Below are 21342 nucleotides of genomic sequence, written 5' to 3'. Positions count from 1 at the left end.
TTAAGGACAAGCGATGAGTAACACCAACGACAAACTGCCAGAGAACGTCACCTCCCTTGCAGAACTGGAGGATGCGAAGCTTGCCCGCCAGGCCGAAGATTCAAAAAGCCAGGGGCGCATCGTTATTGGGCGCTTCCTCAAGCACAAGCTCGCCATGACCTCCAGCATCATTCTGGTCTTCATTACCGTGATGGCCTTCAGCTCGGTGGGATGGGGAGTATTTCCGGGCTGGTGGGATAAGTCCTACCTCAACGCCGGTAGCGTGATCGATGGCGGCAAGCCAACCTTGAGCTTGGTCCCCACGTGGCTCGGCGGCGAAGGAATCCGCTGGGGGGAGAACCCCTTCGGGCAGGACTCCATCGGTAAGGACTACTTCGCGCTGGTGATGACCGGAACCCAAAAATCGATCATCATCGGAGTTGTCGTCGGCGTGGTATCCACCTTCCTCGGAGCGGTCATCGGCGCGATCGCCGGATACTTCCGCGGCTGGGTCGATGAGGTTTTGATGCGCATTACCGACCTGTTCATCGTGATCCCGCTGCTGGTGCTGGCCGCAGTGCTTGGCCAGCTTGCCGGCGCGACCTCCGGCTCGATCATCACCTTGGCCCTCGTCTTGGGCTTGGTGACCTGGACCGGTCTAGCCCGACTGGTCCGCGGTGAGATCCTCAGCTTGCGCGAACGCGAATACGTGGCGGCGGCCCAGGCCATGGGCTCAAAAACCTCACGGGTCATTTTCAAGCACCTGCTGCCTAACACCATCGGGGTGATCGTGGTCAACGCGACCTTCGCCATTGCCGGCGCGATCCTGCTCGAATCCGCCCTGTCGTATCTGGGCTTCGGCGTACAACCGCCGGAATCCTCGCTGGGCCTGCTGATCAGCCAGTACCAGAATGCGTTTACCTCACGTCCGTGGTTGTTCTGGTGGCCGGGCATGATCATCGTCGCCATCGCGCTGAGCGTCAACTTCCTCGGCGATGGTCTGCGAGATGCCTTCGATCCACGCCACACCGGCAAGCGCCGCCGCCGGGCAGGGCTCTTTGCCCTGCCAACCCGTAAGGAAAAGCCATGAGCACCGAAGCAACAGAAGACTATGCACTGAGCTTCAATGACCTGAAGGTCACCTTCGAAACCGCCGGACCCGACGTCCACGCCGTCAAGGGGCTATCCCTGGCGGTACGCCCGGGCGAAGTCGTGGCGCTGGTCGGTGAATCGGGGTCCGGGAAGTCGGTGACCTCCACCGCGGCCATGGGCCTGCTGCCGGAGAACGCCCAGGTCACCGGCGTCGCCAAGATAGGCAATGTCAACGTGGTAGGACTGGAGGCAGGCAAGATGCGTAAAATGCGTGCCACCGACATTGCCATGGTCTTCCAAGAACCCATGACGGCGCTGAACCCGGTGCTGACCATTGAACGCCAGCTGACCGAAGCGCTGGAACTGCACGACGTGGCCTACGGCAAGGAAGCCACCGACCGCGCCATCGAGCTGCTGACCATGGTGGGCATCCCGGATCCCGCCAAACGCATTAGGCAGTATCCACACCAGTTCTCCGGTGGCCAACGCCAGCGCATCGTGATCGCCATGGCGATCTCCTGCGAACCGAAGGTGATCATTGCCGACGAGCCGACCACCGCACTGGACGTGACCGTGCAGGCCGAAATCCTGGACCTGCTCCGGGAGCTCAAGGACCGGCTGAATACGGGAATTCTACTCATCACCCACAATATGGGTGTCGTGGCGGATATGGCCGATCAGGTCGCGGTGATGTTCCAGGGAAACCTGGTGGAGACCGGGGACGTAAAGCAGGTGCTGCTGCACCCGCAACACGAATACACCCAACGCCTATTATCTTCCGTGCCGCGTCTTTCGCGAGTGAGCGTAGAAGAGCCCGCACCGCGCAGCGAACCGATCGCGCAGGCCGACCGCGAGCTGGTCTTGGAAGCCAAGGACCTGATACTGGAATACGACATGCGCGGCACCGTCTTCCGGGCGGTGGAAAACGTCAGCTTCGACGTCGCCAAGGGCGAGGTGCTCGGCATCGTGGGCGAATCGGGTTCGGGCAAATCGACCATCGCCAAGGCGGTGCTCGGCCTGCTGCCGGTGGCCTCCGGAACGCTGTCGGTCAAGGGCCATAACCTGCCCAAGCTCTCGCCGCGCCAGGCGCGCCAGGTGCGCAAGCAGATCGGCGTGATCTTCCAGGACCCGGCCGCCTCGCTGAACCCGCGATTCCCCATCGGCGATTGCATTACCGAGCCCATGGTGGTGCACAAGGTCGGCAGCAAGACCGAACGGATCAAGCGTGCGCAGGAACTGCTGGATGCGGTGAAGCTGCCGCGAAATGTCATCAACCGCTACCCGCACGAGCTTTCCGGCGGCCAGCGCCAGCGTATCTGCATTGCCCGCGCCCTGACCTTGAACCCGGAGTTGTTGATCGCCGACGAGCCGACCAGCGCGCTGGACGTCTCGGTGCAGGCGCTGGTGTTGGAGATGCTCCAGGAGCTGCAGCGCGATTTCAACTTCGCCTGCCTATTCGTCAGCCATGATTTGGCGGTTGTCGATATGCTCGCCGATTCGGTGGTGGTGATGCAAAACGGCAAGTCGGTGGAGCAGGGGCACGTAGATACCGTGCTGCACGCACCGACCCACGACTACACGCGCAGGTTGCTGGCTGCCGCTCCGGTGCCGGATCCGATCGAGCAGGCGGTGCGACGCGAGGCGTGGCGGACCTTGAATTCCACGAAGTAGCACGCGGGTAGCGGCGCGGCCAAGGACATGAGGAGGAAGCCATGGATCTGGTATCGATCCTGATTATGTCCGCCGTCATCGCCCTCTGCGCGTTGCCGTTCATCGTTGGCGCCTTTCGCGGTCTGGATCGCAAGGCTAATGACTTTGACCAGAGCGATGAGCAGACCGCCAAGGCGTTGCGGGATGCAAGAAAAGATATTGATCGTGGCAAGGGCTATTACGGGCCTTGAAACAACCGATAGAACAGCATTAAACAGCTAACCGCAGTTCACACGTCGTCGGGTGAACTGCGGTTAGCTGTATTTAAGCGACTGTTAGTCGTCGAGCTGCAAAACGATCTCGGTGACAACCGCGGCACGGGCGTTCGAGAAGATCTGCTCTGTGCCTACCTGCTTGAAGCCACGACGTTCCAGGACCTTGAGGGAACCTAGATTGTCCTGCACCACGTGTGCGGTCAGCGGACGCTTGGTGAACTCGGCCAGGAACGCGTCTACGGCGCTGGTGGTGATTCCCTTGCCCCAGAACTTGGTGGAGGTCCAGAAATTGATCTCCGGCTTCGTGCCGTCAAAGACCAAAATGGAACCGGCGACCTCGCCTTCGTGCTCGATCGTGCGAACCAGTACCGACTCATCGTTGAGGATTGAGCTCCAGTGATGATCGAATACGGCCCGGTCCGAAGGATTGCGAGCCTGGTAGGCCGCCATCAGGTTCGCCTCGGGTTCTTGCTGGTGAGCGAAGAAGGCGTCCAAGTCGGAAGGGCGGACTTCACGTAGTTGCACGATAAAGACCTTTCTTTCGTGAGGTGGTACGCGCCCGATTGAACGCGCTCAGAATAAGTGGGACTTAGTTTCTAGACTACCGGGGATGTGAGTGCCGCGAGTGCCATATTGGAGAGCAGCGGCTTTAACCCGGATTTCTTGGTGCGTGGTGAGTGCGCCGAGTGCGCGGTGGAGTTCAGCAGGCCAAAGACCGCGTGTGCCCTGAAGCGGTGCGACTGCGGGCTGCCGGTGGGATGCATTTGGGCCAGCTGCTCGGTCCACAGCGCGATGTAATTATTTTGAAGTTTACGGACTAAGGCGAGTTCTGCCTTCGGAAGCGACTTCAAGTCGCGGTCCTGAACCTGAAGGATGTCTGGTCGGGAGAGGGAGAAATCGGTGTGGAAATCAACCAGCCGGGACAACACCTCCAACGGCTTGCCGCCACTCTCTGCGGCCTTCAGACCGCCGGCGTAGATGTCCTTAGACATATCTACCAGCAAAGCGATGAGGAGCGCCTGTTTGCCGGCAAAATGCCGGTACACGGCAGGCCCCGAGATGCCGCAGGCGGCTCCCAGATCTTCTAAGGAAACACCGGCGTAACCGTGCAACGCAAAGAGCCGTGTCGCTTCGCGCAATAGCGCATCACGGCGTTCGGCCTTGGCACGCTCGCGTTCGGTTGGCTCAGTGAGCGATTGATATCTGCTCAATGCATTTACTCCTTCGAAAACCCCGTCCAACTATGGACAACTATGAAGTACGCCACTAGTGTCAAAATGTAACTGGACATACACAGTTAATAGAAATTAACCATACGCGCCGGACGGTCAGCTTCCAAGATATGGCCTCCGCGTCCAACATGGCCCGCCATCGATCATTGCGTCAAAAACGCAAGGACGGTGTGGACAACCTCGAAAGAAGAGAGTGCCCGTGATTGATCTCGAACTCGACGAACTGTACCAAGACCTGGTCGACGTCGTCCGTGAATTTGCCCAGCAAGTCGTCGCGCCGGTCAGCGCTAAACACGATGCGGAGCACAGCTTCCCCTATGAAGTTGTTGCGCAAATGGGGGAGTTGGGCCTGTTTGGATTGCCGATCTCCGAGGAATACGGCGGATCTGGCGGCGACTACTTCGCTCTGGCCCTCGCGCTGGAAGAACTTGGTCGAGTCGACCAGTCGGTAGCCATTACCTTGGAGGCAGGTGTCTCACTCGGGGCGATGCCGATCTTCCGTTTCGGAAATGAGGAACAAAAACAGCGTTGGCTGCCAGATCTCGCCGCCGGCAAGAACCTCGCAGGATTCGGACTGACCGAGCCCGGTGCCGGATCTGACGCATCGGCCACGAGAACCAAAGCAAAGCTCGAAAATGGCCAGTGGGTTGTCGACGGTTCCAAAGAATTCATCACGAACTCGGGAACAGACATCACTTCGCTTGTCACGGTCACCGCGGTGACCGGAGTCAACGAGGCCACCGGCAAAAAAGAAATCTCCACGATTATCGTTCCATCGGGTACCGAAGGATTCACCGCGGAACCGGCTTACAACAAGGTCGGCTGGCATGCCAGCGATACCCACCCACTGAGCTTCAACGGTGCCCGAGTCCCCGAAGAGAATCTCCTCGGCGAACGCGGACGCGGATATGCCTATTTCTTGGAGATCCTTGACGAGGGTCGTATCGCCATCGCGGCTCTTGCGACCGGCGCCGCCCAAGGCTGTCTGGATGAGGCGGTAACCTATGCGAAGAACCGACAGAGCTTTGGCTCTTCAATCGGCAAGAACCAGGGAATCTCATTCATGATTGCGCGCATGGCTTCGCGCGTCCACACCGCGCGCCTTGCCTATTACGCGGCCGCGGCCAAAATGCTTGCCGGGAAAGACTTCAAGATCGAAGCAGCCCACGCCAAGCTCGTCGCCAGTGAGGCGGCCATGGACAACGCCCGGGACGCCACCCAGATTTTTGGTGGCTACGGATTTATCAACGAATCATTGGTGGCTCGCCACTATCGGGATTCAAAGATCCTGGAAATCGGTGAAGGCACTACGCAGGTTCAGCTGATGCTGATCGCCCGCAGCCTCGGGCTGTAAAGGCTCAATCCCTAATGAGCCGGGCCGGCGCGCTGCTGAGCTTCAGACTTGCTCGCCGGCACGGCTTGGCTTGAGCGCGCCGGTTGATCTGCACTTTGGGAGCTCACAGATATAACGGCCATAATGGGGTGGGTGAGCATCCAATCTTCTTTTAAAACTGCGGACCATCCGCGCCGTGTCACGCTGATCGGTTCTACCGGATCCATTGGCACCCAAGGCCTGGATGTCATCAAGAATGCCCCGGAGCAATTTAGCGTCGCGGCACTGAGCGGTGGCTACAATCTCAAGCTCCTCGCCGAACAGGCAGTCGCCTTCCGCCCGGACCTCGTGGGCGCGGCGGTAGAGAGCAAAGATGAACTCGCATCCGCGATCGCGCAGGTGGCGCAGGACAAAGGCGTAGGCGACTACTCCCCGGAACTCCTCGCAGGGCCGCAGGCCGCCGCGCAGATCGCTGGCTATATGGAATCTGATGTGGTGCTCAACGGCATTACCGGCGCCATCGGATTGGAACCGACCATCGCGGCGTTGAAGGCCGGACACCTGCTCGCGCTGGCGAATAAGGAATCGCTGATTATCGGCGGCCAGGTCGTGAAGCAGATTGCCGCTCCCGGGCAGATCTCCCCAGTGGATTCCGAGCACTCAGCTCTTGCCCAAGCCCTGCGCTCGGGCACCCCGGAGGAAGTCTCCAAGCTGATTGTCACCGCCTCCGGTGGACCATTCTTCGGATATAACTATGAGCAGCTACGCGAAGTGACCCCGGCGCAGGCGCTAGCCCACCCAACCTGGGATATGGGGCGGATGGTCACCACCAACTCTGCGACCATGGTCAACAAGGCGCTAGAAGTCATCGAAGCCCACCTGCTCTTTGATGTGCCGCTGGAGCGTATCGAACCGCTGGTGCACCGCCAGTCGATAGTGCATTCGATGGTTGAGTTCATCGACGGTTCGGTGATCGCCCAGGCCTCGCCACCGGATATGCGGTTAGCGATTGCCTTGGGCATCAACTGGCCGCATCGCGTGGCCGGAGCCGCGAAACCCTGTGATTTTTCCACCGCCGCATCGTGGACCTTCGAACCCTTGGACGAATCGGTCTTTACCGCGGTGAAATTGGCGAAGCAGGCCGCTGCCGCCTCCGGCACCCATATGACCGTGTACAACGCGGTGAACGAAATTGCGGTTGACGCCTTCCATGAAGGCAAGATCCGCTTTACCGACATTGTTGAAACCATCGACCGGGTGTTGGAAGACTATACCCCGGTGAACGCCGAGCTTTCGGCGGAGCTAGTGCTAGAGACCGATCGGTGGGCGCGCGCCCACGCAATCTCGTTGCTGAAGGAAAAAGCATGAGCGTATTAATGTTCCTTGGCGGTGTCCTGTTCATGGTCGTCGCCATCGGGCTGTCCATTGCCTTGCACGAGGTAGGGCACCTGCTTCCGGCCAAGAAATTCGGACTGCGCGTTCCGCAATACATGATCGGTTTTGGCAAGACGATCTTTTCGGTCAAGCGTGGCGAGACCGAATACGGGCTGAAGACACTTCCGCTGGGCGGATACATCTCAATGGTGGGCATGTACCCGCCGCGCGCGGCCAGCAAAGCCGGCGCGGCGCAGAAGAAGCCGAGTTTCTTCGACAAAGTCTTCGGGCAAATGGTTGACGACGCCCGTTCGCAGGCCAATGAGAACGTGGAAGCCAGCGACGAAGGCCGGCTGTTCTATCAGCTGCCCATCTATAAGCGCATCATCATCATGCTCGGCGGACCCTTCGTCAACCTGCTGCTCGGGTTCCTGCTGATCGGCGTGGTGATCACCGGTTTTGGCGTGCCCACGGCGACCACCACCGTCTCCGAGGTGTACCAGTGCATCGCGAGCGCCGAAAATTCTGAGGCGACCGAATGCACCGCCAACGACAAGGAAGCTCCGGCCTACGCCGCCGGGTTGCTCCCGGGAGACACCATCACCGCCGTCAACGGCGCCCCGGTGGCGCACGATGCCTGGTATGAACTCACCGGTGTGATCCGTGACCACCCGGGGGAAAGCATCGCCCTGGAATATGAACGCGGTGGCATCATGCATGACACCACGCTGACGCCCTATCTGACCGAACGGCCGGTGCTGGATGCAGATGGCTATCCGGTGACCGACGAGAACGGCGCCATGAAAACCGCGCAGGTTGGGTTCGTCGGGATGGGCTCGCAGGAGAAAAACATTTCCCAGCCGGTCACCGAAATTCCCGGCGTGGTGGGGGACCAGCTGCTGAACATCGGCAACGTCATACTGCACCTGCCCCAGCGCATGGTCGACGTAGCACAGGCCGCCTTCGGTACCGAGGAGCGCGACCCGAACGGTCCGGTCTCCATTGTTGGTGTGGGACGTATCGCCGGTGAAATCAATGCTCATGAGGGCATCGAAATCAATGACAAGATCGCCTCGTTGCTCTCGCTGGCCGGTGGACTGAATCTGGCGCTATTTGCCTTCAACTTGATTCCCTTGCTGCCGCTGGACGGCGGGCATGTGATCGGTGCCCTCTACGAGGGACTGAAGCGTACCGTAGCCCGGATCTTCGGAAAAAAGAACATCGCTCCGGTGGATACCATCAAGCTGTTGCCCCTCACCTACGTAGTCGTTGCTGCGATGCTGGTCATGGGCGGGCTCTTAATATACGCAGACATCTTCAAACCAATCACGATCTTCTAGGCCTGGCGAAATAAGCTGTAGCCATGACTGTTTTTGCTGTTGAATACACCTATGCTCAGGACTCGACCGAACTGCGCAACGAACACCGTCCGGCGCACCGCGCATACCTCGGTGAGTTCCTTGGAGAAGGCTCGGTTCGTCTTCTCGCCTCGGGTCCCACCCCGGCTGCCGACGGTGCTCTGCTCATTTTTGTAGCTGAGGATAAGTCCGCCCTGAATGAGGTGCTGGCCAATGATCCATTCAGCAAGGTCGGCGCGCTAGAGCAGACCGACATCACCGAATGGAACCCGGTCATGGGCCTGCTTTCGCAGTTCGCCTCCTAAAAAGTCAATGCTTATGGACCCCCGACCGCAGGCCTTGGCTTTGTGGCCGGGGGTTTCATTGATTCGTTGAGCGACAAGAGCGCAATGAATTTTGGCCTCTCGCGTCCGCCGCTAATCGAATTGCAGCTGCAATTTATGCGTAAGTATCCATCGTTTATTAGCGCTGCCTCTTTGCCGCACAATCTTTGGCCAGGTGAGAAAGCGAGGGGTGAGCGTCCCTTGAGGTGCCGAAGAGCGAATGGGCATTGGTATGCAGGCCATCTTCAGAGGGCGGCGGGAGCATGACCTATCGGCGCGAAAAGAAGAGCAAGAAGCGATATTGCCGCTGTTGACTGAATTGGACTAATCGGGACTGAGCAGCCGCGGCTTTACCGCTGACTGGTTGGTGCACGCGCAGTTATGACCCAGGAGTTCTCACGAGTGTGCCCTAAGTCATATCTAGTGGCGGAATTGAATCTTCTGATCACTCGTTGGAGTAGATGAAGCGTCAGCTTTGTCTACTTATTGATTCACTAAATACAGGAGAAGCACAATATGGCAACAAAGGTCATTACTCTGGTCGGTTCCCTGCGCGCTGGTTCAACCAACCAGCAGTTGGCAGAAGCTACCGCGCTGAACTCCCCAGAAGGCGTTGATGTGAGCGTGTACTCGGGCCTTGACAGCCTGCCGTTCTACAACGAAGACCACGATGTTGAAGGCGGTGTGCCTGCGGCGGCACAGGCATTGCGCGATGCTGTTGGCGCGGCGGATGCGCTGCTGCTGATCTCCCCTGAGTACAACGGCACCATGCCAGCCGTTCTCAAAAACGCCATCGACTGGCTCTCGCGCCCGTTCGGTGCTGGCGCCGTGAAAGACATGCCATCGGTTGTCATCGGCATCGCTTTCGGCCAGTACGGTGGCGTATGGGCTCAAGACGAAGCCCGCAAGGCGCTGAACATTGCAGGGGCAAACGTCCTTGAGAACGTCAAGCTCTCCATCCCCAACTCGGTGGTTCGCTTCGCCGAAACTCACCCGAAGGATGACGCTGAAGTTGCCGAACAGGTTGCCGAAGTGCTGGGCAACATCCGCACCGTTGCAGAAGCCAACTAAGTAACTTTTCTTGAATCTGTGATGAAAAGCCACGGCGCTCGTCGTGGCTTTTCTCGCATCCTTACCAATAGCACGCCAGACGGTGCGATACTTGATATAGAAATACCTACAATCACTTCGGAGGCATCCATTGACTTCGGTCAAACTCGGCATGCCGGCGGCACCACCGCCGGTAATCACTCCACGTCGTAAGACCCGTCAGTTTAATGTTGGCAATGTGGGCATCGGTTCGAACTCGCTTATCAGCGTGCAAACGATGACCACCACCAAGACGCATGACATTAACGCAACCTTGCAGCAGATCGCCGAGGTGACGGCCGCCGGTTGCGATATTGTGCGCGTCGCTTGCCCGACCGATAAAGATGCCGAAGCCTTGCCGATCATCGCGATGAAATCGCAGATCCCGGTCATCGCCGACATCCACTTCCAGCCGAAGTACGTATTCGCTGCGATTGAGGCCGGCTGCGGTGCCGTCCGGGTGAATCCAGGCAACATCCGCAAATTTGATGATCAGGTTAAGCAAATCGCTCAGGCTGCCAAGGATCATGGCACCTCGATTCGTATCGGCGTCAACGGTGGTTCGCTGCACCCGAAGCTACTGAAGAAGTACGGCAAGGCAACCCCGGAGGCACTCGTAGAGTCGGCCATCTGGGAAGCTTCGCTGTTCGAAGAACATGGCTTTCACGACTTTAAGATTTCGGTCAAGCACAGCGACCCAGTCATCATGGTCCGCGCCTACCAGCTCTTGGCTGAGTCCGGCGACTGGCCATTGCACCTCGGTGTTACCGAAGCCGGCCCGACCTTCCAGGGCACCATCAAGTCCTCCGTTGCCTTCGGCTCATTGCTCTCACAGGGCATTGGCGACACCATCCGCGTCTCCCTTTCGGCTCCACCGGTCGAAGAGGTCAAGGTTGGTAACCAGATCCTCGAATCCTTGAACTTGCGTCCCCGAAAGCTGGACATCGTTTCCTGCCCATCCTGTGGTCGCGCTCAGGTGGACGTCTACACGCTGGCCGAAAAGGTCACCGCCGGACTAGAGGGCATGGAAGCCCCGCTGCGCGTTGCGGTGATGGGCTGTGTTGTTAACGGCCCGGGCGAAGCACGAGACGCCGACCTCGGCGTAGCCTCCGGTAATGGCAAGGGGCAGATCTTCGTCAAGGGTGAAGTTATCAAGACCGTCCCCGAGGACCAGATTGTCGAAACCCTTATTGAAGAAGCTAATCGTTTAGCTGAAGAAATGGATCTTGGCGATGACGAGAATCCTGCCTCGGGTTCTCCCGTGGTCTCCGTCAGCTAGACAGAGCCCGCCCGGGGAAGTGCGGGTCTTGGGACGTAGAGATACTGCGGCCCTACTCGCATTGCTTGATCAAGACCCCGTAGCTAATATCTTTACCCGGTCGCAGCTTGCTCTGCACCGTTCCGCCGTTCCGGATGGTTTTGCCCACCTGCTCGGCATTAACGGTGAAGAGGGGCTGGAATCGGCATGCTGGGTGGGCGCAAATATTGCGCCCACCGCCATGAGCGCTGAACATGCGCGCGCCTATGCTCAGCAAGCGCTGGAGACGCGCCAACGTTTCGCTTCGGTTTTTGGCCCAGCCGAGACCGTGCTGGCGATGCAAGATGTCCTTGCCTCGGGACCCCAGACATTCTTCGACGTCCGTGAAAATCAGCCATTGATGACTATTGCGCACCAGGCGAATATCACGCCGATTGAGTCTCTGCGCGTGGCGACCTTGCAGGACTTCAACCTTGTCTTGCCTGCTAGTGCTGCAATGTTTGAAGAAGAACTTGGATACTCTCCGTTAGACAGTGGCGGCGGCTATTACCGAACCCGTGTGCGTCAGTTGATTCGCGAAGGCCACACCGTGATCGATGTTGACGAATACGGCGAGATTATTTTCAAGGCAGATCTTGGAACCGTCACCACCTCGGTAGTTCAGATCCAAGGTGTTTGGATCAGCCCACGCTATCGCGGCCAAGGACTTGCCGCCGGATATATGGCAGCCACGGTTGGCTACGCGCTGCGGTTTGCGCCGATTGTGAGCTTGTATGTGAACAACTACAACGAGCCTGCCATCCGGTCCTATGAACGGGTGGGATTCGAGCAGGCTGGAACGTTCGCGACGATCCTTTTCTAGTGCGCTCAGCGGGGCTGACGCGCGCAGTTGCCGACTGCAGGTTGCTCATGACCGTACTTCCTCGTGTCGGGCCAGATTCGTCTCATCAAGATCTGGTGAAAACGCGGCATTTGTGCACGGCATGCCACGGGCACAGGAGACATAATCCGCCGAGATCGGTGCGCAGTCTTCTAGACTCGAGCACAGTAACTATCGTGACAGGAAAATCTGTGGCTCTTGCCAATTGCTCTAAAACGTACCTCGCCTCGGCGCTTTGCCTCGCGGCGCTCCTGCTTAGCGGTTGCAGTACCCCGTCTGTTCCCGGAGAGGCAACTGCTGGAAGCGCACTGCAGATCAACGCCGATGAACTTGAAAAGCAGCTCAAGGAATTCGTCAAGGACGACTCCAAGGCGAAGGTCATTTCGGATTCGCAATTGCGCAAAAGTATCCCCGAAGCGCAGGCCTGGATTGAGGGATTGAAAGTTTCGCCAAGTAAATGCGGTGTTACTTTCGCCGCTCCGGTCACCGAACAGCTGGCCAAGGCCAAGATGGCGGCGGTGGAGTTTGAAGACCGATATCTGACGGTTGCGGTCTATCAAGACCAAGAAGCATTGCAGGCCCAATGGGAAAGCGAAGCGAAGGCGAGCGCCGACTGCGCACGATACTCGGTGACCATCAACGGGAAAACTCTCGCCTACCACTTGGCGAAACAACCAACTAAAACAATCGCGCCGTTCAATGACGCCTATGTGGTGACCAGCAGCGATGGCTCCCACACGCAACAGCAACTCATGGTGCGAGCGGCACAGGGCAACGTGATGGTCGGATTCCAGCAGCAGACGACTGCAGAGCAAACGAAAGAGCGTCTCCAAGACGCTTCGGAACGAATCGACGCGTTGTTCGCCGAACTTGAGTAGCTACTCGGGGCTTCGCATTTCCAGCATTTCTAGCCAGGCTTGGAGCCGTGGCACATTCTAAGGATTGATCTATGACCAAGCGTTCCCTCTGGCTGCTACCTCTGGCCGCAACCCTGATTCTCACTGGCTGCTCGGGAAGCGATAATGCTGATCCGGTAACGACCGAGTCGAGTCCCGCACCGTCCCAGAAGCAGGATCAAACAAGCGGCAAGTCGCTCTCCGCAGACCAGGTCAAGGATGTGGTCACGAAGCTTGTAGGCGAGGATTCCTCTGCGCAGATCTTGGACAACGAGGTGATGAAACCTCAGTTGGAGAATGCCAAGACCATGGAAGGCAGCAACGGTATCAAGCCGGAGGAATGCGCCAAACAGCAAGAGAAGTACACCGTCACGGACCTGACCGGCACAGTGGCGGCATCTGCAACGGTCCAGGGGGACTCCACGGGCAAAGTGATCCAGATATTCTCGATCACCGATGCACAGACCCGGAAAAATATCTCTGAGGCTCTGAAGCTCTCCGACATCGAAGGATGCGAATCGATTAGCGTGAGCGTCTCGGGTCAGGAAGTAAACACGGACCGGCAGATACTGGACCTTGACTCGACCGCAGATCAGGCGCTGACGATGGCCACGCAAATGAAGGTCGGGGCGGACGAGTACCTGAATTCGGTCGCTGTGCAAGCTCTCGAAGGCAACAGTTTCGTTCTGGTGACATTTTCCAGTGGAACCGTGGAAGCACCCTTGCTCGCGGGAGAAGCCATGAACCTGGCCGATCAAGCGTTTGCCGAAATCAAATCGTTGCAATAATTAGGCCTTGGGCTTTTATTTCTAACCATTATTCAAATACAGTGGAAGCAACACCATTCAATGTGAGGACTGAATCATGAAAAAACGTTCACTTTGGTTGCTTCCGCTGGCTGGGGCACTGGCGTTGACCGGTTGCTCGGACTCGGGCAATGAAGCACCGGCAGTATCGGATGAGGCGCAATCCTCCGAACAGGCCCCGGCAGCGGAGCCTTTGAGCTCCGAAAAGGTCAAGGAAGTCGTAGAAAAGCTAGTAGCCGATGAGTCCGGCGCGCAGATCATCGACGGTGCTGCGATCGCAGAGTCTCTGCCACAGGCGAAGGAACTTGTCGAGGGCATGAACATCGAGCCTGCCAAGTGCGCTGAATTGGTCGCGCAGCAGAGCTCATGGGACATCGAAGGCATCAATATGGCCGTTGCCACCGTCGCTGGTGCGGAGGTCGGCGAGTCAACCAGCTACAGCGTTGCATCCTACGAGGATGACGCAAAGCTATCCGAGATCAAGAAGACCGTCGAGGCCAAGGACCTGCAGGGCTGCGACAGCTTCTCCATGGAAATGCAGGGAATGAAGCTCAACGCTTCGGCTGAAATGCTTGACGCTACCTCGGACGCCGAAGTGACCACGGCAACGAAGACGAGCATCACCATGGAAGGCACCGAGGTGCCGATGGGTAGCTATACCGTGCAGGGTCTTGTCGGCCCTAATGCGGTGTCCATATCCTTCTCCGGTGCCGTTGAGGGCGAACAGGCTAAAATCGACGAGCTGGTCAAGGAGCTCAACGTCGCAGTTGCCGAGTTGGAAAAGACTCAGTAACGCGAGATTTTTCACCATTCGCCGCCTGCTTCCATTTCGGAGGCAGGCGGCGTTGCTGTATGCCAGCTCGACATATACCTTGTGCACTTGCGAATCCTCGTGTGCGCGCGAGAGCATGGGAGGATGGCCACGATTGCAGACATCCGAGTAATAGCAGCAGGGCTGCCTCAGCTCGAGGAAGGCATTAGTGGATATGGCACCGGAGCGAAGTGGGCGGTGCCCCGCGGCATGGTCATTTGGCGGCGGCCGCTAGGGAAAGCCGACACGAAAAGACTCGTTGATCAGGGGCTACCTGTGCCGCAAGGCGAAATCTATGCGGTGCGCACCGCATCAGTGATTGCCAAGAAAGAACTGATTGAGGCTTTCGGAGAACTATTCTTCGATATTCAGCATTTGACCGGGACCGACATTGTGTTATTCCATTTAGAACACATCAAGGTAGATCAGCTTCGTGAAGTGATCATCGAAGGGTGGTTGGCGAGAGTTTCGAGCACGACGGCCAACGCCTGGAGAGAAACCCTCCCAGGGCAGTAGTTTTTCTACTGCGGTAAGAATCACGGTAGTCTCCACAGCCTTAGGAATACTAGGGTTTTGCCTATAGAGGTTAGGATTGTGGAAGGCTATTTTTAAGCCAATTACACATCAGATTTTGCATAGCTGAGTCGACCTCCAGTGGCACACCATGGACCGGCGACTTACGGAAAAGGACGCCCCGCGTGGTTTTGAAGCTTTCCACCCTGTTCCTGCGCACCTTGCGCGAAGATCCGGTTGAAGCAGAAGTAGACAGCCATAAGCTGTTGGTTCGAGCCGGATACATTCGCCGCGCAGCACCGGGCATTTATACCTGGCTGCCACTGGGCTTGAAGGTGCTTGCTCGCGTAGAAGCTATTGTTCGCGAAGAAATGGACGCCATTGGTGCTCAGGAAGTTCATTTCCCGGCACTGCTGCCACGCGAGCCTTACGAACAGACCGGACGTTGGACTGAATACGGCGAAGGGCTCTTCCGCCTGCAGGACCGCAAGGGTGCGGACTACCTGCTTGCTCCAACGCACGAGGAAATGTTCACCTTGCTGGTCAAGGACCTGTACTCCTCGTACAAGGACCTTCCTGCCTACCTGTACCAGATCCAGAATAAGTACCGCGACGAAGCGCGTCCGCGCGCAGGCCTGCTCCGCGGCCGCGAATTCATCATGAAGGATTCGTACTCCTTCAACATCGATGACGAGGGTCTCGACGAAGCCTACGACGCACACCGCGGCGCGTACCTTCGTATTTTCGAGCGCCTGGGCCTAGAGGTCGTGCCAGTGTTCGCGCAGGCAGGTGCCATGGGCGGCTCGAAGTCCGAGGAATTCTTGCACCCAACTGCCATCGGCGAAGACACCTTCGTGCGTTCGCCAGGCGGCTACGCGGCCAACGTTGAAGCGGTCACAACCGTCGTTCCCGAGGCAATCGATTTCAGCGACGCTCCGGCATTCGAAGTCCTCGATACCCCGGAGACCCCAACCATCGAGACGCTGGTTGCCGCCGCCAACGAGCTGCGCCCGCGCGCAGAAGGCGAATGGGCTGCGGCCGACACGCTCAAGAACGTCGTCGTCGCGGTCATCGACCCCGAAGGCAACCGCCACGTCGTGGCCATTGGAGTGCCGGGGGACCGCCAGGTCGACCTGAGGCGCGCGCAAGCAACCATCGGCATGGCCCTGGACATCAGCGGCGAAGTGCTGGTCGAGGCGGCCAGTGCCGAAGACCTCGCCAAGCACCCAGAGCTGATCGCCGGCTACATTGGCCCAGGCAACGGACTGGACCAGCAGGTGCTGGGCTCCGAAGCCTCCAGCGGGATCACCTACCTGGTTGATCCGCGCGTGGTCTCCGGCTCCAGCTGGATCACCGGCGCCAACGAAAAGGGCAAGCATGTCTTCGGTCTGGTGGCCGAGCGCGACTTCTCCTTCGACGGCACCATCGAATCGGTTAATGTGCGCGCAGGTGACCCGGCTCCGGACGGCTCCGGCCCGCTGCGTGCCGAACGCGGTATCGAAATGGGACACATTTTCCAGCTCGGCCGTAAATACGCGGCAGCCTTGGATCTCAAGGTGCTGGACAAGAACGGCAAGCTCTCTGTGGTCACCATGGGTTCCTACGGTATTGGCGTTACCCGTGCGGTAGCAGCCCTCGCCGAGGCCTACCACGATGAAAAGGGCCTTGCTTGGCCAAAGCAGGTCGCCCCGGTCGACATCCACATTGTCGTGACCGGCAAGGGCGAAGAGCTGCTGGCAGCGGGCGAAAAACTAGCCAAGGAATTCGAAGCCAAGGGCATGGAGGTTATCTTCGATGACCGTGCAAAGGTTTCGGCCGGCGTGAAGTTCTCCGACGCAGAGTTGATCGGCGTGCCAACCATTGTTGTGGTGGGCCGCGGGCTAAGCGACGGAGTGGTTGAGGTCAAGGATCGTGCCACCGGCGAGCGTCGTGACGTTGCCGTTGCCGACGTGGTGGAAGAGCTGAGCGCGTAAACTGCCGGTAGCTTTTCACAAGCAATAAATGAATAGAGGTGCAGCGCGGTGCCGGAGATTCTCTCCTTCTTGTCACTTGATGGTGTTGAGTTCAGCTGGACGTCGCTGATCCTGCTTTTGTTAGCAGGGTTTGCGGCTGGTTGGATCGATGCAGTTGTCGGTGGCGGTGGACTGATCCAGTTGCCCGCGCTGCTTCTCTTTCCCGGAATGAGCCCAGTACAGGCCCTGGCCACGAATAAGCTGGGTTCCATTTTTGGCACCGCCACCAGCGCGATTACCTACTACAGGCGGACCAGCCCGGACCTGAAAACGGCAATCCCCATGGCCCTGATGGCCATGGTTGGTGCCTTTGGTGGTGCAGCCATTGCCACGATTCTGCCCGAAGAAGCCATCCAGCCAATCATTATCGCCGCGTTGGTGGCGGTGCTTGCCTTCACAATTTTCAAGCCCAAAGCCGGAGAGCTGAGCAAGCTACGCTACCGGGGCAGCGGGCACTACCTGCGGGCGGTAGTGATCGGACTGATCATCGGCGGCTATGACGGCATGATTGGTCCGGGTACCGGATCATTTTTGATCATCGCTATGGTCACGGTGCTGGGGTACAACTTCTTGCAGTCCTCGGCCAAAGCGAAGATCGTCAACCTAGCCACCAACTTTGGCGCCCTGGTGTTGTTCATTCCGGCTGGGCACGTGGTTTTCGGGTTGGGGTTGGCCATGGGACTGATGAATATGGCCGGCGGCTACCTCGGTGCCCGCATGGCGATTTCCAAAGGCAGCAAATTCATCAGGATCATCTTCGTGATCGTGGTGTGCGCACTGATCATCAAACTCGGTTCAGACATGATCTTTGCCTAGGGGCACAACGATTCCCGGGAAACGGTCCAGCCAAAGGCATCCAGCCCGGCTAGAATCATCACCTTTCTGAAACCGAACACCGGCTTGCCGCGGTGGTTGGCGGCGGCCAATTGCCCAACGTGGGCCGGGCGGAGAGGTACATGCCCTTTAACCACGAATTGCCGGTTCGCTTGGACTGCGAGCCGGCAATTCCTGGAGGCAATGTCCCCATACTGCCTTACCTAGAATCAACATCAATCAGCCTTGACCCATCCCCATAGGCCGGGCGCATTAAAGAAGCTGAGCTTTTGGATTTGCCCCAAAAGCTTTCCCCCTAACGCAGGTTCCCAAAAAGGCTGACCGTCATCTAGGACGTCATACGGTGGCAACAACCGCTCCCACCAGGCCACACCCTCGAAGCGCTGAGGGATTGCTGTGGCGTTGGTTCTAGGATCTCAAATTGAGGTTCTGCCGTCGTCATACCTGCACGGTATCTTTCTCTGGAAACTTTCAGTTTCGTCCCGGGATCTTGTCATCCGCACGGCTGAAGCCCGAGCGGTACGCCAAGGCCACAGCCGAAGCGCGGTCCCGAGAGCCGGTCTTGAAGAGGATTCGGGCCACGTGAGTTTTGACCGTCGCCTCGCTGAGCACCAGCAGGTCTCGGATCTCCTGATTGGACATGCCCGCGGCCACAAGTCGCAGGACTTCCTGTTCTCGAGGAGTCAGCAGCTCCGTGATGTCCGGCAAGTCCGAGGAGCTCATGTGCAGGCGCTGCACGAGCCGGGTGGCGGCCGTCGCATCCAGCCAGGTTTCACCCGCCGCAACCCGCCGAATCGCGGCCGCGATCTCATTGGGCAAGGCGTGTTTCAGCAGATATCCACTGGCACCGGCTTGGAGCGCCTTGACCACGACCTCCTCATCATCAAAGGTAGTCATAATCAGCACCCGGACCAGCCGGTCCTGGTTCTCCCGGGTTTCACGAACCAGCTGCTTGGTCGCCTCAACCCCGTCGATCCCGGGCATGCGCACATCCATGAGCACCACGTCGGGGAGGTGCTTGCCAGCAAATTCAAGCGCTTGGGGCCCCGAGCCCGCCTCGCCGATCACCGAGAGGTCAGGCTCGGCGGAAAGCAACATCGAAATGCCGGCCCGGACCATTGGCTGATCATCCACTATGAGGATGCGAATTCTGGAACTCGCATTCGGGCCGTGGGCGGTGGGTTCTGGGTCTGCGATCATCGTGTTGACGCTCCACTCACAAATCTTCCGAAGAGCTGTTATGGTCCGAGCCTAGTTCAGTTCGCACGGGCAGAACGGCTTTGACGAGAAAACCGCTATCGGTAGGACCGCTGACTAGTGTGCCTCCGCAGATCGTGACGCGTTCGCGCAAGCCCAGCAGGCCGAACCCGCCCGAGAGCCGCGACTTTTCGGTGATTCCGGATAGCGAACGGATGGATACCGTCAGCGCTTCGGAATCCCAGCGGGTTTCGACGTAGGCTTTCGCTCCTTGACCGGCGTGGCGCATCACATTTGACAGGCCCTCCTGGACTACACGATAGGCAGCGTGTCCGACGCTTGGATCGAGCGGACGCCCGGGGCCGGAAATCGACTCGTGGATTTCGACCCCCGAAGTTCGCGCCGCCTCGATGAGCTCGGCAAAGTCGGAGATTCCGCGCGGCGGAGAATCTGGAGCATCTCCCTCGCCGCGCAAGAGTCCCAGCAGCCGGTGTAGTTCGCGGATGCTCTGCTCCGCGGTCTGCTGCATATCCGCGAGCGCCGCATCCAGGTCAATTTCGCGCGACTTGGTGCGTTGCACCGCGCGCAGGCCGGCGGTTTGCAACACGATCGCCGTGAGCGAGTGCGCCACGGAATCATGCAGGTCGCGGCTGATACGCAGCCGCTCCGAAGTGGTGGCTTCTTCGCGGGCCCGAATTGCCCAAGCGCGTTCCGTGCGCAGCGTGCGCTCATAGCTGGCCAATGCCACGCCCGAGCCCCACACCGCGAGAACCAATAGCGTGAAGACGGCCACGCTGGGGAGAACCGTCGTGAGGTTGCCGATGACTTGCAGCTTCGTGGACACCAGCGAGGCGGTCAATATCGGGATCGCGGCGCCGATCAGGGCCAGATATGCCCTGCGCCGCGGCAGCCGTCGGGCCAGGTAGAACACGGAAATCAGGAAGCCGACCATCATGGTCGGTGCCATGGGATCGATGAGGCAGCCGGTACTCAGCAAGATCATCGTGCAGTAGCCAAGGACCGGCGAGCGGGTGATCACGAAGGTGGTGTAACCCAGAGCAGCAACCGTGATGATGATCCAGGATGGCATGGTCCCGGCATAGCCCTCGGGGTTCCTCGCGGACCAGACGATCATCTCGAAGATAAACCCGGCAATAGCAACGAACAAGCGCTGGACGAGATCCTTGGCCGGCATCAGCGTGACTCCCCGGACGTCGCTTGCGGCGCCGCGCGGGGAATGCGCCCGCCCTGAGGGCACGGAGTAACTCACCGCGGAATCCTCTGGCGGGATGCCGCGGAGTCTGCGCCGGTAAAACCGAGGCCGCGAAGGATGTTCATTAGCCGGCTGCCTAAGGCTTCACAGCAGTTGCGAGGGTTCTTCGCGACCGAGTGCCGGTCCGCCAGAGGATGATGCCAGGCACCAAAAGGACTGCGAGCGCCTGGCTGCCGAAAATTCCACCGGGGGAATCAAACACTGGGAACTCCTCAGAATCTATGCGGTTGAATGTATCTTGTCACACACGGTGATGCGGGCACATCATTCTGAGCAGGTACGTTTCGGCCGCTGAATCGTTTAGACCCAGACAAGCGGGTAAAGCTTGGGCCAGTATTACTCGCTGGCGTTCAGCAGTTCTGGATCCAGTCCACGCTGGCGCTGCTCAAGCAGAACCTGCCAGGTCGTTTCCGCCAAGGTGCCTTGTGCGCTGTCCCTCGCGGCACCCGAGGCAAGAGCTAGCGCCTGAACAAAATCGGCTTCGGCCTCCGCGGCCAGCGAACCTAGTTCTTCGAGCCCGTCCTCGGGCAGCACATAGGCTGGCTGTCGTAGATCCGCACAGTCGCCTGGCAACACCGAACGCACCTTGCGCAGTTCGGCATTCAACGTCGTGCGGCGCTCTTCGATCTGCGCCGCGTCCGCGTTGGCTCCGCGAGCAGCCTGCAATTGCAGGATGTAGTCCAACGCGTAGCCGCGGTCCAGTGCCCGGGCCACCCGTACATCATCATGCAGTGCCGGATCGGCAATCGGGGTTTCTGCGTTTAGTAGCTTGTGATCCCTGAGGCAACCCACCGGTTCCCCCTCGGGTTCGCCCTGCCCGGAGAGCAGCGGGGCGGGCAGCTGATCCACCGACTCTTGCTTGGCCACGGCGCGTAGCGCGCTGCGCGCTTCGAGATTCGTCTGGAAGGCCAGCTGAGTCAGCGCGGGTGCCAGCGGGGCCTGCTCTTCTGGGACCGGCGGCATGCGAGTGCTCAGCTGGGCAACCTGTTCGGCCAGTTTGGAAACCGCCTCGGGGCTGAAGCTTTGCGCCAACGGCACCACTGGCTGGTCCTCGAAACTCAACTGGCCAACCAGCTTCGAGCCATGAGCCAGCGTGGCGCTCAATTCGCTCAGGGCGCCGGCACTGTCCGAGTCTGCCAGTGCGGCCAACGCGTCGG

Annotated in this window: 21 protein-coding genes; 16 read left to right on the top strand and 5 right to left on the bottom strand. The window is 59.0% G+C overall.

Annotated features, from left to right (window positions below):
* The first annotated feature begins 13 nt into the window (after nt 1-13).
* The 3 genes from ACT3UA_RS16495 to ACT3UA_RS16485 are packed head-to-tail and all read left to right on the top strand — an operon-like array spanning nt 14 to nt 2972.
* Nucleotides 14-1069: an ABC transporter permease gene (locus ACT3UA_RS16495; RefSeq protein ID WP_096287326.1), complete on the top strand. Its 1056-nt coding sequence runs from the start codon at nt 14-16 to the stop codon at nt 1067-1069.
* A complete protein-coding gene (locus ACT3UA_RS16490; RefSeq protein WP_444617419.1) occupies nt 1066-2742 on the top strand; it encodes an ABC transporter ATP-binding protein in 1677 nt (558 codons plus the stop codon). Before ACT3UA_RS16495 ends, ACT3UA_RS16490 begins: the two co-directional genes overlap by 4 nt.
* Before the next feature lie 41 nt (nt 2743-2783).
* Nucleotides 2784-2972 carry a hypothetical protein gene (locus ACT3UA_RS16485; protein ID WP_444617417.1) on the top strand — a complete coding sequence of 63 codons (189 nt, stop codon included), beginning with the start codon at nt 2784-2786 and terminating at the stop codon, nt 2970-2972.
* Nucleotides 2973-3056: 84 nt separating this feature from the next.
* Here ACT3UA_RS16485 and ACT3UA_RS16480 read toward each other — a convergent pair whose 3' ends face one another.
* The gene (locus tag ACT3UA_RS16480) at nt 3057-3521 is read right to left on the bottom strand and encodes a GNAT family N-acetyltransferase (protein ID WP_404289937.1); all 465 of its coding nucleotides are present in this window, start codon (nt 3519-3521) and stop codon (nt 3057-3059) included.
* Nucleotides 3522-3592: 71 nt separating this feature from the next.
* Entirely contained in the window at nt 3593-4207 is a 615-nt protein-coding gene (locus tag ACT3UA_RS16475) for a TetR/AcrR family transcriptional regulator (RefSeq protein WP_096287318.1), read from the bottom strand.
* A 220-nt stretch (nt 4208-4427) separates the two neighbouring features.
* Between ACT3UA_RS16475 and ACT3UA_RS16470 the strand changes: the two genes are divergently transcribed.
* The 13 genes from ACT3UA_RS16470 to ACT3UA_RS16410 all read left to right on the top strand — a co-directional run bounded on the left by ACT3UA_RS16470 (nt 4428) and on the right by ACT3UA_RS16410 (nt 17697).
* Nucleotides 4428-5582, top strand: a complete 1155-nt coding sequence (locus ACT3UA_RS16470) for an acyl-CoA dehydrogenase family protein (protein WP_105553710.1) — start codon at nt 4428-4430, stop codon at nt 5580-5582.
* A gap of 123 nt (nt 5583-5705) precedes the next feature.
* Nucleotides 5706-6929, top strand: coding sequence for a 1-deoxy-D-xylulose-5-phosphate reductoisomerase (gene dxr, locus ACT3UA_RS16465; RefSeq protein ID WP_444617414.1), 1224 nt, complete (start codon nt 5706-5708; stop codon nt 6927-6929).
* A complete protein-coding gene (locus tag ACT3UA_RS16460) occupies nt 6926-8275 on the top strand; it encodes a M50 family metallopeptidase (RefSeq protein ID WP_105569940.1) in 1350 nt (449 codons plus the stop codon). Before dxr ends, ACT3UA_RS16460 begins: the two co-directional genes overlap by 4 nt.
* A gap of 23 nt (nt 8276-8298) precedes the next feature.
* Entirely contained in the window at nt 8299-8598 is a 300-nt protein-coding gene (locus ACT3UA_RS16455; RefSeq protein ID WP_096287310.1) for a YciI family protein, read from the top strand.
* 534 nt (nt 8599-9132) lie between these two features.
* Nucleotides 9133-9687 carry an NADPH-dependent FMN reductase gene (locus ACT3UA_RS16450; RefSeq protein ID WP_444617411.1) on the top strand — a complete coding sequence of 185 codons (555 nt, stop codon included), beginning with the start codon at nt 9133-9135 and terminating at the stop codon, nt 9685-9687.
* A gap of 130 nt (nt 9688-9817) precedes the next feature.
* The gene (gene ispG / locus ACT3UA_RS16445) at nt 9818-10984 is read left to right on the top strand and encodes a flavodoxin-dependent (E)-4-hydroxy-3-methylbut-2-enyl-diphosphate synthase (RefSeq protein WP_096287306.1); all 1167 of its coding nucleotides are present in this window, start codon (nt 9818-9820) and stop codon (nt 10982-10984) included.
* A 61-nt stretch (nt 10985-11045) separates the two neighbouring features.
* Nucleotides 11046-11825, top strand: coding sequence for a GNAT family N-acetyltransferase (locus ACT3UA_RS16440; RefSeq protein WP_444617409.1), 780 nt, complete (start codon nt 11046-11048; stop codon nt 11823-11825).
* 47 nt (nt 11826-11872) lie between these two features.
* A complete protein-coding gene (locus tag ACT3UA_RS16435; RefSeq protein WP_444617407.1) occupies nt 11873-12721 on the top strand; it encodes a hypothetical protein in 849 nt (282 codons plus the stop codon).
* A 71-nt stretch (nt 12722-12792) separates the two neighbouring features.
* Nucleotides 12793-13527: a hypothetical protein gene (locus tag ACT3UA_RS16430; RefSeq protein WP_444617405.1), complete on the top strand. Its 735-nt coding sequence runs from the start codon at nt 12793-12795 to the stop codon at nt 13525-13527.
* A 76-nt stretch (nt 13528-13603) separates the two neighbouring features.
* Nucleotides 13604-14338, top strand: a complete 735-nt coding sequence (locus ACT3UA_RS16425) for a hypothetical protein (protein WP_444617403.1) — start codon at nt 13604-13606, stop codon at nt 14336-14338.
* A gap of 123 nt (nt 14339-14461) precedes the next feature.
* Nucleotides 14462-14872 carry a hypothetical protein gene (locus tag ACT3UA_RS16420; RefSeq protein WP_444617401.1) on the top strand — a complete coding sequence of 137 codons (411 nt, stop codon included), beginning with the start codon at nt 14462-14464 and terminating at the stop codon, nt 14870-14872.
* A 182-nt stretch (nt 14873-15054) separates the two neighbouring features.
* Nucleotides 15055-16842, top strand: coding sequence for a proline--tRNA ligase (locus tag ACT3UA_RS16415; protein ID WP_444617399.1), 1788 nt, complete (start codon nt 15055-15057; stop codon nt 16840-16842).
* 48 nt (nt 16843-16890) lie between these two features.
* Nucleotides 16891-17697 carry a TSUP family transporter gene (locus tag ACT3UA_RS16410; RefSeq protein ID WP_096287294.1) on the top strand — a complete coding sequence of 269 codons (807 nt, stop codon included), beginning with the start codon at nt 16891-16893 and terminating at the stop codon, nt 17695-17697.
* A 489-nt stretch (nt 17698-18186) separates the two neighbouring features.
* Here ACT3UA_RS16410 and ACT3UA_RS16405 read toward each other — a convergent pair whose 3' ends face one another.
* The 3 genes from ACT3UA_RS16405 to ACT3UA_RS16395 all read right to left on the bottom strand — a co-directional run.
* Nucleotides 18187-18915: a response regulator gene (locus tag ACT3UA_RS16405; RefSeq protein ID WP_444617396.1), complete on the bottom strand. Its 729-nt coding sequence runs from the start codon at nt 18913-18915 to the stop codon at nt 18187-18189.
* A 16-nt stretch (nt 18916-18931) separates the two neighbouring features.
* Nucleotides 18932-20182 carry a sensor histidine kinase gene (locus ACT3UA_RS16400; RefSeq protein WP_444617394.1) on the bottom strand — a complete coding sequence of 417 codons (1251 nt, stop codon included), beginning with the start codon at nt 20180-20182 and terminating at the stop codon, nt 18932-18934.
* Nucleotides 20183-20521: 339 nt separating this feature from the next.
* Nucleotides 20522-21342, bottom strand: an 821-nt coding sequence (locus ACT3UA_RS16395; protein ID WP_444617392.1) for a hypothetical protein, incomplete at its 5' end; no start/stop codon positions are given.

Origin of the sequence: Glutamicibacter sp. 363 (assembly GCF_052379505.1) — a bacterium.
GTDB lineage: Bacteria > Actinomycetota > Actinomycetes > Actinomycetales > Micrococcaceae > Glutamicibacter.
Note: the sequence above shows the minus strand (reverse complement) of the source record. Positions and strands in the feature narration are given on the sequence as shown.